Origin of the sequence: Spirosoma spitsbergense DSM 19989 (assembly GCF_000374085.1) — a bacterium.
Classification (GTDB): Bacteria; Bacteroidota; Bacteroidia; order Cytophagales; family Spirosomataceae; genus Spirosoma; species Spirosoma spitsbergense.
Genome location: NZ_KB893563.1, coordinates 21593 through 34849, shown reverse-complemented (window position 1 = coordinate 34849; position 13257 = coordinate 21593). Strand labels below are relative to the sequence as shown.

Annotated in this window: 7 protein-coding genes; all 7 read right to left on the bottom strand. The window is 51.3% G+C overall.

All coding sequences use genetic code 11. The features are described 5' to 3' along the window. Positions 1-9: 9 nt before the first annotated feature. Positions 10-1692: a glycoside hydrolase family 43 protein gene (locus tag B157_RS0121565; protein ID WP_020605387.1), complete on the bottom strand. Its 1683-nt coding sequence runs from the start codon at positions 1690-1692 to the stop codon at positions 10-12. Positions 1693-1724: 32 nt separating this feature from the next. After that, positions 1725-4211 (bottom strand): glycoside hydrolase family 95 protein, encoded by a 2487-nt coding sequence (locus B157_RS0121560; RefSeq protein ID WP_026308871.1) that lies wholly within the window; start codon positions 4209-4211, stop codon positions 1725-1727. Between the two features lie 527 nt (positions 4212-4738). Next, positions 4739-6559, bottom strand: coding sequence for a RagB/SusD family nutrient uptake outer membrane protein (locus tag B157_RS0121555; protein ID WP_020605385.1), 1821 nt, complete (start codon positions 6557-6559; stop codon positions 4739-4741). Positions 6560-6567: 8 nt separating this feature from the next. After that, complete coding sequence (locus B157_RS0121550; protein WP_020605384.1) at positions 6568-10023, bottom strand: TonB-dependent receptor; 3456 nt, start codon at positions 10021-10023, stop codon at positions 6568-6570. 238 nt (positions 10024-10261) lie between these two features. Continuing rightward, positions 10262-11335, bottom strand: a complete 1074-nt coding sequence (locus B157_RS0121545; protein WP_020605383.1) for a FecR family protein — start codon at positions 11333-11335, stop codon at positions 10262-10264. 58 nt (positions 11336-11393) lie between these two features. Continuing rightward, on the bottom strand, positions 11394-11984 hold the full coding sequence (locus B157_RS0121540; RefSeq protein ID WP_020605382.1) for an RNA polymerase sigma factor: 591 nt from the start codon (positions 11982-11984) through the stop codon (positions 11394-11396). Positions 11985-12069: 85 nt separating this feature from the next. Continuing rightward, the gene (locus tag B157_RS0121535; RefSeq protein WP_020605381.1) at positions 12070-13164 is read right to left on the bottom strand and encodes an endo-1,4-beta-xylanase; all 1095 of its coding nucleotides are present in this window, start codon (positions 13162-13164) and stop codon (positions 12070-12072) included. Positions 13165-13257: the final 93 nt, after the last annotated feature.

Below are 13257 nucleotides of genomic sequence, written 5' to 3'. Positions count from 1 at the left end.
AAACGATATTTATTTTTTGTACATCGGGTCTTCACCTTTGTACGTGAGGTACTGGAAAGAGGCCGAGTTGGTGGTTGCTTCCCCCGACGAGGTGGCATACATACCGTACAGGCAGCCGATAAAACCGCCCGCTTCTTTGGTACTCAGGAATTTACCATCGACGTTATCTTTCAGCATCTTCCAGTTTTTGGCATCCTGCGCATAGGCAAAGCTGTAGGTGCCACCCATCGAGGTAATGCGCAGACCAACTTTGCCGGATTTTGCCGTCAGCGGTACTTCGGTCAGCAGTTCCATCGACTTTTCTTTGGGTTTGCTCTTATACAGTTGGAGCACGTCTTTTCCCTGCGTTATTGATTTACACAGGTAGTAAAAATGGTCTTCGTTCTGCAGAATGACCAGTCCGGCTTTCTCATTGTCGGCCTTTGGCGAGAATGTTAGTTCGGTTTCGGCGGTGCTGTACAGGTGCTGTTGCCGCTTCCCAATGAATGATGGGTTGCCCAGTTCCATAACGGTTTCCGGCTTCAGTTTTAGGGTCAAGCCTTTTTGTCTCGACAGGGAGAACGAACTGCTGTCAACGGTGCGCATGAACAGGAGCGCCGGGTCTAACTGCTTATCAAAACGCAGGGTGTACGCAAAATTTCCTGACTGGGGCAGGGCACCGGCCTGCTTCACTTCCTTGAACGAAACCGGATAGGTGTACGAAATGACCTTGTTGGCGGGGTCCACAATGGGCCATTCATCTTTCCAGGTGACAGGTGCAATGAACGTTTCGCGTCCGGTATTGTAATAGTCACCCTCGTAGGGACGAACGGCCAGGAAAATTGAGTACCACTTTCCGTCCGGTCCTTCCACAAACTGCGCGTGACCCGCCGAGGTGATTGGGTCCTTTCGATCTTCGGGCAGTCCGCGCTGGGTCAGGATTGGGTTATTTTCGTAGGGTACAAAAGGCCCCCACACTGATTTGGATCGGAACACCACTTCGGTATGGTTCATCGACGTACCGCCCTCGGCCGCGTAGAGGTAATACCAGTCGTTGTGCTTCATGATGTGCGGCCCCTCAATCCAGACCGGTTTTTTAGACAGATCGACCCCGCCATTGACCAGTTGCTTTCCGTCGCCGACAATCTTTAGATTTTTATAATCAAGTTCATAGATGCGGATGGTCCGGTGGCCCGGGTACAATGGCTTGCGGTCGGGCGCATCGCTGTTGTAGATGATGTACGCCTTGTCGGTGGCATCGTCGAAGTACAGCGACGGGTCAATGCCTTGTACTTGCGGAAGTTTGACCGGTTTGCTCCACGGACCTGCAGGATTCTTGGCTGTCACGATAAAGTTGCCGTCGTGGTCAATGTCGGTGCAGGTGACGTAGTACGTGCCCTTATAGTAGTTGATTGCGGGGGCAAAAAGCCCGCGGGTCAGGCGCTCGCCCATGAAATCCATCTGTGACGGACGGTCGATTACGTTGCCAACCTGTTTCCAGTTCTTCAGATCCTTGCTGTGGTGAACCGGAATGCCGGGAAAATACGAGAATGTCGAGTTAACCAGATAATAATCAGGCCCCACCCGAACGATGCTTGGATCGGGGTAGAAACCGGTCATGATTGGGTTGACCAGCGTTGTCTGGGCCGTAAGAGTATGGGTGAGCAGCAGACCGAGGATTACAAAAAAAGGGGCGAGGGTTCTTTTTATCATTAGTGCATCAGAACGTAAAAGCTGTCATTCGATTATTGGGCCACCAGCGTATACACCTTGCCGGGTTGCGTAGCCAAATCATAAAGTATCGTTTCCTTCAGGCTAATGGCAGTCGGATTGACGTTGGGGGCAGTAATGGGAGCCGGTATATCTTCCTGCCAGTAAAATGGATTATCGTTTTGGCCCGATGCTTTTTTGAGCGCAATACTACTGTCCGATTTCAACGCATTAGGCACCCGTAACCGGAGGTTCCCGCCCAGGTTCGAGCGGACGGTGACCTTCGTTAGTTTGCTTCCTTTCCATTCCATATTGACCACCTCAAAACCACCAATGGCCCGCAGACCGCTGATGCTGCCCGTTGGCCAGACATCGGGCAGGGCGGGTAACAGATGAATGGCCCCATCGGCACTCTGCATCAGCATTTCGGTAATGCCCGACGTACAGCCGAAGTTACCATCGATCTGGAACGGCGGGTGCGCATCGAACAGGTTGTTGTAGGTGCCACCCCCATCTTTGGTCACGCCCAGCGGGGTAAGCTGGTTTTGTATTAGCGTGTAGGCGTGGTTACCGTCCTGCAGGCGGGCCCACCAGTTCACTTTCCAGCCCATACTCCACCCGGTCGATACGTCGCCCCGGTGCGTCAGCGTTGTGCGGGCTGCGTTGAACAGGTCCGGCGTGCGGTAGGCGGAGATCTGGTTGGCTGGGAATAATCCGTAGAGGTGCGATACGTGCCGGTGGTGATCATCCGGGTCATCCACATCATCGAGCCACTCCTGCAACTGCCCAAAATGGCCAATGTGCATGGGCGGTAGCTTACCGCGCATTTGCTTGAGCGTATCCACAAAAGCTACGTCTTTTTTCAGCAGTTCAGCAGCCCGTATTGTGGTGCTGAACACATCGAACGCAATCTGATTATCCATCGTGGTACCCGCATCCAGGGAAGAACCACCGTGCGCTTTGGGCGCATTCTCGGGCGAGCTGCCGGGATTAACGACCAGCCAGTGGTATTTCGGGTGCTCGACCAGAAAGTCGGCATAAAACAGGGCGGCCCCTTTCAGGATTGGGTAGACGGAGGCCAGATAGGCTTTGTCGCCACTGTACAGGTAATGCTCCCAGAGGTGTTGGCTGGTCCAGCCGCCCCCGGCAATCCACATGCCCCAAAAAGCGCCGTCGATGGCCCCGGTAGCCCGCCAGATGTCGGTGTTGTGGTGGGCCATCCAACCGCGTGCGCCATACATGACCCGCGCCGTTTCCTGCCCCGTCTCCGACATGTCCCGGACCATCTGCAAAAACGGCTCGTGCAGTTCGGGCAGGTTGGTTTTCTCGGCCGGCCAGTAATTCATCTGGGCATTGATGTTGATGGTGTACTTACTATCCCAGGGTGGTTTCATTTTGTTGTTCCAGATGCCCTGCAGGTTGGCCGGTTGCCCCGCCAGGCCATCGCGGCCGGGTTGCGACGACGAGATCAGCAGGTAGCGGCCGTACTGGTAATACAGCGTAACCAGTTGCGGATCGTTGACCGACCGAAAGTTTTTCAGCCGTTCGTCGGTGGGGAGTTTAGCGGCCTCAGCCGAACGCGGCCCGGAACTGCCGAGGTCCAGCTTTACCCGCTTAAAATAGCGCTGGTAAGCGGCAACGTGTGGTGTCAGTATGGTCGCGTATGACTTTGGATACGCTTTTGTCAAGTATGCGGTTGCCCGCTGGTTTTCGTCGCCACTGACATCGTGATAATTCGTGAAATTGGTGGCAATCGAAACGTAGATAGTAGCACTGTTGGCTCCTTTCACCGTGAGCGTGGTATCGTTGGCGGACAGGCTGCCGCCCTGCGTTTTGATGCGGGTGATGCCTTTGAATCTGACCACGCTTTTCACCCCTTCGTGGTCAGATGTGGTGCTGGCAATGGAGAGGTTATTGTCTGATGTAGTAATGACTGGGTTGGTGTGTTGGGTAGAATAAGAAGCGGAAAACGAGATAGCCCCGGACTTATTTGCGGTCAGTTGTATAACGATAACGCGGTCGGGAAAAGAGGCCAGTATTTCGCGGGTGTAGGTCACCCCGCCAACGGTGTAAGTCGTTTTGGCAACGGCCCGCTCAATATCCAGTTCGCGGTAATAATTGGTGTAGTTTTCGTGTCCGGCAAACGTCAGGTGAAGATTACCCATAGGCTGAAACATCTGCCCGTTCGACTTTTTGGTGATAATGCTTTTATTGGCCAGTTGCTCGGCTTCTTTTTGCTTGCCGGCAAAAATCAGTCGTCGTATTTCGGGTAATGCTGCCAGCGCATCCGGGTTGTCATTCCGGTTCGGGCCACCCGACCACAGCGTGTGTTCGTTGAGTTGAATCGTTTCTTTTTCAACGTTTCCGTACACCATCGCTCCCAACCGACCATTACCGATGGGCAGCGCATTTTCCCAAACATTGCCGGAGGGCTGATTATACCAGAGTTTCAGGTTTTGCTTGTCTTGCGAAAAGCCTGCCGTCGATACCGTCAGTAAAAAAAAGGAGAGAAAATATCTCATAAAAAATTTATCGGGAATATCACTAGTATAGGTCATTGGCCAGGTACAAATCTGCCCTGAATTTATGGATGAACCACCCATGAAAGGAGTAGTGACAAACTTGTAAGAGAGGAAGAGTTGCCTTTCTCTATTTTACCCCACAACTCTCTTTTCGGCTTACAAATACTGAGCAATGGTCCTTCAAATCCCAAGACCTCAGAATCATTTACTTTCTAATCAACCTGGCGATGCAATCGGTTGCAATATAAGAAAATAATGAATATGCGGGATTTATCCTTGCAATCTGTAAAGTGAATGTTGCCAAAGATGCAACAGCATCGGCATTCAATTCTTTTTCTGTGAAAGGACAGCTATTCATACGAACGCTGAAGGAAAACCTTGCGGTCAATCGACAAAAGTCGCACGCAGATACAGTTGTTACTAATATCACCTCAGCCTGTTTTAACGAGAAATGAGCAACGACATCGTCAACTAATGCCAACAGAAGTCATTGCCCATTTCTTGATTTTCAGCGTCTGCGAACAGGCTTAATAACCTGGATTCTGTGGAAAGGCAGGCCCGTCTGTAACCCGGTCGATCTGGTTCTGCGGAATTGGACGCAGCATATGGTAATCCTTGATGTTAGCTGCTGCTTCGGGGTTCCAGGCTTGTACACGACGTACCAGCGAACGAGTCCGAACCAAATCGTGCCAGCGCTGCCATTCGCCGAATAACTCGCGGCTACGCTCATCCAGAATAAAGTCGACTGTTACATCAGCAGGCGTGATGTTCATGGATGTGGCGGCTGCGGTATTCTGAGCGGCTGTGTTCGTTTTTTTGAAAGCAGCCCGTTGGCGCACCACGTTGATCAAAGCGGCTGCCTGGGTGGTATTACCGGCTTTCAGATACGCTTCAGCACCTGTCAGGTACACATCCGAGAAACGATACAGCACAGCAGGCCGCGTTGACGGGTCATTGAAGTTCGAGCCCCGGCTGGGGTCCATGAATTTCTTCAGGGCCGGAAAAATTCCGTTATTCCACAGGCTGGGTGGTACCACAATCCCCTTAAAAGGACGGGTTCCGACGAACTGGGGCGCACCAGGCACCTCGAAATCAGGTAACCAGACGGCGGTATCGGCTCCCACCACCGTGCTGTACCCGATACCCCGTTTGTTGTTGGCGGCTGTGGGGGTGTTGGTAACAGACGTATTGGAAATGTACACCGTGTAGAACGAGTTGCCAAACCGTGTATCAACATTTCGATTCGTGAATGCCTGATCGAGAAAATAACTCTTGCCGACATTAGGGCCCGTTTTCTGTTTGTCGCTGTTGGGACGCATCCGAATGTAAGGGCGTCCGTACTGCGAGTCCCGAATCATACCCGACGTGCCACTGTTGGCAAAGGTACCGGCTGTATTGACGAATGAGTTGATACCACTGTTGTTCGGATAGTTCCAGTTGGTAAACCAGGGTGATAAGTTTTGAGCGGCTCCGCCACCAGCGGCTCCGCCCACGGTGTAGTAACCAAACTTGGGATCGAGTACGTGATCGCTCACAAACATGCTCTCTTTACCGTAGTCGTTGGCGGGCACAAACGCATCGCCGTAATCGGTCCACAAATCCAGTCCGTACGTCCCTTTGTTAGCAATGATATCACTACAGATAGTAGCCGCCTGCGTGAAATCAGCAGCCGTGTTGTTGAGCCAGCCACGAGTCAGGTAGGCTTTGGCCAGCAGCAGTTGCGCTACGGGTTTGGTGGCGGCTTTACCCAGGAATGGAGCCGTTGGGGTACTGGGCAGGTCGGCCGCTGCTTCGGTCAGGTCCTTGATAATCTGCTCATACACCTGCGCTACCGGCTGCCGCGATGCTGCCTGAGACGGTACCGTAATGAACGTCGTACTTAGCGGTACATCGCCCCAGGTCTGCACTAGATAGAAGTACCAGAATCCGCGCAGGAACTTGGCCTGAGCCAGGTACTGCTTGCGGGTCGCTTCCGGCAAATCTATCGTAGCACCATATTGCAATACGCCGTTCAGGGTGTTGATGTCCTGGAAGGCTACGCCCCATGCCGAGCCGAAGTTACTGCCATTGAGGCCGTTGTAGGTGTAGGCAGGTCCTCCGCCCGAGCTGGCACCCTGCAAAAAATCATCGGTGCCCGCCTGCATTTCAACGGTAAATCCTTCGGTACCCCACTGCCCCCGGATGTCGTTATACACCCCGGCAATACCACCCAGTACACCCGAGGGGCTGTTGAAATAGGAAGGGACAATCTGAGACTGTGGGTTCTCTTCCAGAATCTTCTCGCAACCGGAGTTAAGAAAAGCGGTCAGACAGAGAACCAGACTAATTTTTATCGTTTTCGTTTTCATGTCGGAAATTAGAATTTGAGATTTACGCCGAATGTGAATTGCCGGATAGGCGGGTTGTTGAGGTTTACGGCGATTTGGCGCTCAGGGGTTGCCCGGTTTCCCGACTGGTCATTAAGCGTCGACTGACCACTGGCATAGCTGTTTCCTTCTGGGTCAACAGCCAGATTCTGGCTTACCAACGGCGAATACAGGATGAGCGGGTTAGTTGCATTGAAATAGAGCCGGGCCGAGCTGGCACCCACTTTCTTGAGCAACTGGCTGGTAAAGGTGTAGCCCAGGTTGATGCTTCTTATTTTGACGAACGAACCGTCATAATAGCCCAGGGTCGATCCGAACCATTGAACAGCGCCACCGGCATCCGGTGCCGGGAAAGCGTTGGTTGGGTTGGAATCGGTCCAGTAGTCTGTTTTCACCTGGTTTACCCGGCCCTGGTTGAAGAACGCGAACCCGCCCGAACCAGTCGAGTTACCCGTCAGGTAAGGAACAACGACTTTCATCCCCATCCGGGCGAAGGTTACGATAGAGGCATCGAAGTTTTTGAACGTAAACCGGTTGGTAAGGCCTCCTTCCCAATTGGGCTGGAAATTGCCCAGTATCTGCCGGTCGGCCGGGTCAATTTTATTATCGCCGTTGACATCCTGAACTCTGATTTGTTCGGGAAATTGCAGTGGCGAGGTTTGCCGGGTTATGTCCGGCTGATCGGATGTTTGCCAGATACCAATCTTGTTGTAGTCGTAGATGACCGAAAGGGGTTGTCCAACAAACCAGCCAGCTCCCACGTTCGACTGTTCGGTTGGGGTTGTGAGCTGGGTGATTTTTTCCCGGTTAAAGAAATAAATCAGGTCGGCACTCCAGTTGAATCCACCGGGCTTTCTGAAAATATCAAACGTCAGCGATGTTTCAAGGCCCCGGCCTTCTGTTTTTCCCAGGTTCTTCAGCGTCGAACCGGCACCATTGCTGGGGGGCAGCGGAACAGACAACAGAATATCTTTGGTTTTCTGTAAATACCAGTCGACCGTACCCGTGATGCGGTTATTCAGGAAACCAAAATCAACCCCGATATCAACTTGTGACGTTGACTGCCAGCCAAGGTCGGAAGCAGGCAGGCTGGTAACGGTGTAGGCCAGTTGCTGACCGGCGGTGCCAAGTCCGAAATTGTAATAACCTGCCGATAAAGCACCCAGGGTAGAGTAGGCTCCTACGTTTCTGTTTCCGGAGATACCCCAGCCACCTCTCAGTTTCAGGTTCGATATGGCAGGAATACTTTTCATGAATGGCTCATCGATAATATTCCAGCCAGCACCTACGGCAGGGTAGTTAAAGTATCGGTTTTGTGGTGACAACGTGGACGAACCATCCCGGCGCAGCGTTAACGTTAGCAGGTAACGGTCATTGAAGCTGTAATTGACCCGACCCATGTAAGACAGCAAGCCGGTTTCGGCAAACGAGTTGCCAAAATCCGAGTTGGCCAGGGGCGTACCAGATGCCAGCGAGAAGTTGGACGTTTTGATGTAGTCGGCGGGCACTCCGGTTACCGTAAACCGGCTTCCCAGCGAGTGGTTTTGTGTGACTTCATACAATCCGGTGAACCCTATTTTGTGCTTGCCGACGACTTTGTCATAATACAGCAGGTGCTGAAGGTTGATGTCCCAATACTCCGTATTACTGATCTCGGCATTGGACGACGACTGAACCGTAGCCTGATTAAAGTAGGTGAGCGGACCACCATACCCATTGTAGTTCGACTGGCTGAAGTTCAAACCGGCATTGAACCGGTATCGCAGGCCGGGCAGGATATTCACCTCCGCATACAGACTGTTGAACGTCCGTATAGACCGCGTGCGTCCCAGATACGAATCTTTTTTGGTGATGATTGTCAGGGGGCTTATCCCGGCCGCATCGATTGAGCCTTCCGATGGAAACAGGTTTACGGAGCCGTCGGCACTATACGGAGAAGCCAGTGGCGTTAACCGAACCAAACCACCCGGTATACCACCGCCACCGGGCGTGTTCTGGTAGGTCAGGGTGTTAATGGTGTTCAAACCAACCTTGATGTTTTTGCCAAACCGCTGATCGATAGTGGCCCGTATAGTATACCGTTCGAATTTCTGGCTGGGGATAATACCCGTTTCATTGAAATAACCAAGCCCGAAGGAGTACTGCGTATTTTCGACCCCACCCTGCAAACCCAACTGGTGATTGGTGTTAAAGCCGGGTTTGTAAATCAAACCCTGCCAGTCGGTAGAAACACCGGCGGCCAGTGCTTCCTGTTCCTTTGCGGTAAGCGGGTAGGCGGTGGTTCCGGGAGCCGTACGGTTGTACTTGGCGGCATCCTGTTTGAACTGCGCATATTCCGGACCATTCATCACGTTGTACTTCCCCATAACACTGGTTATGCCGTGGTACCCATCGTAGCTCAGTACGGGCTTTCCTATTTTTCCTCGCTTGGTGGTAACCAGGATTACCCCGCCCGCACCTCGAGAACCGTAAATAGCTGTGGCCGAGGCATCTTTCAGAATTTCGAGGCTGGCAATGTCATCCGGATTAATATCATTGAGGCCACCGAAGGGAATACCATCCACTACAACCAGTGGGCCATCGAGGCCATCGCTCGCCGATCCCTGACCACTGGTTAGCGTACGGTTACCCCGGATACGAATTGAGCCCTGCGATCCTGGTGTCGAGCCGTTGCTGACAACTGTAACCCCGGCAGCACGGCCTTTCAACTGGTTAACCAGGTTAGGGGCAGGCACTTCCTTTAGTGTTTCTTCGCTAACGGAAACGACCGACCCGGTGATATCCCGTTTCTTCTGCGTACCATATCCCACCACGACTACTTCGTTGAGGGTTTTATTGTCGACGATCAGCGTGGTATTAATCGTTGACTGCGTACTGATGGGTACCTCCTGGGTGACGTAGCCGATGTAAGAGAAGACCAGTATGTTACCAGCCTGTTCGGGAACATTGAGCCGGTAATTGCCAGTCACATCGCTGGTTGTGCCACGCGTCGTGGATTTTATCTGAATGTTTACCCCAGGTATGCCCTGTCCATCTTCGCCAATAACCCGGCCCGTAATCTGTCGATCCTGGGCCGCTTCCATTTGTGCATTACTGGTGGTTTGCTGATTCGGAATGGCCGTAGTTGCCTCCCTTTTCAGCACGATTTGCTGACCCACTACTTCGTAACTCAGATTTAAGGGCGTCAGAACCTGCGCCAGTACCTGCGATAGTTGTTCATTTTTGGCCTGATAGGTAACCTTGCGTTTGGATTGGATAATTTCCCGGCTAAACAGGAACTGAACGCTGGCGAGTTTTTCAATTCGCTTGATAATCACTTCTACATCCTGGTTTTGTGCCGAGATGCTGATGCGCCGGTTCAGGATTTCCTGGGCTTTGCTGTGGAAGGCAAAGTTGACGTTCGTCAGGAAAATGGCAAGCATGATTTGCAGGCTCGAGATTTTCATGATCCTGATCCATACATTGCGGTTAATTGAAAGGTAGTGCATATGTTTGCGTTGTTTGTCGTTTTCTTACAGTGAAAATGTCAATAAAAACCCTGCCCTTCTCCTGAAGGGGAATGTGTTAGAAGCAGCACATCAGTTGGGTCATTACAGGCGGTAGTGTTGGTAGCACTATCGCCTGCTTTCTGTTTGCTGGAAGTGAATGTTATAGCATAGTTACGGGGTTTAGAGTAGGTATGTTTTAACTACAGCCTCGACTGTGGATGACCACCTGATTGTCGATAATTTCATACGTTGATTCAATGGCCAGGCAGATAAGTTGAATCTTTTCGAGAAAAGGTATATCATCCAGCTTTCCGGTGAATGTGCAGTGGCTAAGTAGCGAGCGGTCGTAGCGAATGGGCATGTGGTAGCTCGCTTCGAGCTGGCTGAAAATTTCCGGAACGGCCGTGTAATTGAATATAAATTTCCGGGCAATGATAGCGGACGGGTTTTCATCCGACAAAAAATTCGCGCTCTTTACCGCCTGCCCCGCTGCAGACCCAAGTTTCAATTCTTCGTTTACTTTGAGCATGACCGGTTTGTCCGGGGCGTTGACGGGTGTAACGGTTACTTTACCCGTTTTTACTTTTACGTAGGCCATTTTCTCCTGTTCGAAAGAATGTACCTGGAAGCTGGTTCCCAGTACCTTTGTCGTTAAACTGGCCGTATAAACGATAAAGGGTTTGGCGGGGTCTTTTGTCACTTCAAAAAAGCCGTCGCCCTGTAGAAATACCTCACGCAGTGCGTGATTGGCCCGTTTACGAAACCGGAGCTGGCTATTGGTGGATAGTAATACCGACGAGTTATCGGGTAGGAGAACGACCAGCGCCTGCCCCGTCACATTCCGGACAAGGGTCCATTCTGCTTCAGGCAGGATTTGTGCTGTCTGCCCGTCTGTTTTGGTAAAGGGAGCAAGGGTAAGGTTGCCGGACTGCCACCAGAGCACCAAGGCAATGACCGCAGCGGCAGCAGCCCAACGGCCCCACTGCCAGTTAATAAATGGTTTGCGGACGATGTATGCATCGGGTAATCGATCCAGTATGTTCGCTATTCTGTCAGTAACCTGTTGATCGGACAGGTTGACCTTTTCGCCCTGAATCAGGAGAAACGTGGCTACTGCCTGCTCGTATAGCTCCCTCTTTTCGGGATTTTGTGCCAACCATTGATTCCATACCAGCCTGTCTTCGGTACGCCTTTCCGTTATCCAGGACCGGAAAGCGGCATTGCCTATGAAGTCTTCAACACTTGTAACGTTTTCGGGCAGCAGGTTCATTGGTACTTTTCTACTATATTCAATGATAGTATGAAGAACCGGCCTGGCAATACCCTCTTTAAAGGAAAATATTTTTGCAAATAATGCAAATCGTGAAAAGGATGGGAGAAAGCCTGCTCTTCCTGAGTTTGGTAATCGCTTTTTGAAGAAAGTTAGACACCGACTGGCGGTTTACGTTCATGACCTCCGCTATCTCTGGAATGGATAAATCCCCGTAATAGCGCAGGTACAAAGCCTCCCGCTCACGGGCTGGCAATGAATCCAGTTGGGCCTGCAGGGCATGGGTAAGCTGGATGAGCGATTCCTGTTGGATAAACAGGGTTTCGGAATCGGTTTCGTCAGCTATGGAAATGTCCCAGTCCAGTTCCTGAATCGGCATCCTTTTTTGGGAACGGAGGTGCTGGAGGATATGGTGTCTCAGTGCCTTGAACAGATAATGCTTTACGGAAACGGTAGCATTTATCTGGGCGCGATTTTGCCATAACTGTAAAAATAACTCCTGTAGGCAGTCTTCCACTACTGACTCATCGACCATAAATTTTAGGCCGTAATGTTTCAGCGCACGATAGTAGCGTTCGACCAGGTGGCCAAGTGCCTGCTTATCGCCCTCACGATATAACTGCCATAAAATCTGGTCCTGGGTAGTCATGAGGTCTGTGGATTTATGGGGCGATTAAGAAAAAGGCAGGGGATAACGACTCATGCATACCCTGTGTATTCACACCGCCTGATGATTAGTAGTTAACCACCCCCCAAAAGGCTTTCTTGGGCTGGTAATTCTGGTCGAACAGTAGGGGATGGTCTTTACGACCGGGAACGGGGAAATTATCAAGCCAGGTCGATTTGTCTGAAACATTCCAGAAGGTTACGCCCGTCACTTTCCCTTTGTGCTTCCGGAATTGCTCAAACAGCATTTTGTACTGGGCAGCCTGTTTATCAGTCATATCTAAGGTAAATTCAGACTTATCTGTGTCTCTTCTCTGGCGTCGTACGTGTTCCTTCGGATAGACGGATAGGTCCAGTTCCGTAATCTGCACGACAAGTCCAAGGCTGGCGAATCGATTGATGGAGTTGTCTACTTCTTTAGCGGTTGGCTCATAGATAGACCAGTGCCCCTGCAAACCCACCCCATTGATGGGCACCTTTTTTTCTTTCAGCTTTTTGAGTAACTGATAGATTTTATCCTGTTTGGCCGGGTTTTCGGTATTATAGTCGTTGTAAAAAAGTACGGCATTCGGGTCGGCCGCGTGAGCGTACTCGAACGCTTTCTCGATGTATTCCTCTCCCAGGATCGAGTAGAATTTGGATTGACGATAGGTGTCGGTTCCGGTATCGGGTACCGCTTCATTAACTACATCCCAGGCGTACACCTTGCCTTTGTAGCGGCTTACTACGTCGGTAATGTGCCGTTTAAGTCGCCCAAGCAGTACCTCCCGACTCACCTGACTACCCAGCGAATCGGTAAAAAACCATCCCGGCGTTTGATTATGCCAGCAAAGTGTATGGCCTCTCACTTTAAGTCCATTTTTACCGGCGAAGTCAACGATGGCATCGGCATCCTGCCAGAAGTATTTATTTTCCTGCGGATGGATAGGCCCCATTTTCATGGCGTTTTCGGGCGTAACGCTGCTAAACTGCCGGATAATTAACTCCGCTTCCGGTCCTGTGAGGTTACGGGGGGCTACCGCTACGCCAACAGGAAAGTAATTTTTGTAGGCATCCCGCAGGGTTGGATCGGCTGCCGGAACAACCGGTTTGATTTGGGCACTGATCAGAATCAGGCTACATAAAGTGGCTGCCAGAGAAACGGTTCTTTTTACTGTTTTCATTGTATCAATCTCTACGTCTTATAAGCACACTACTCTCCTTAATCTTTTTCACTGTCTCCTACGATGTAGACTCTTTGCTATCCATTAGTGGCC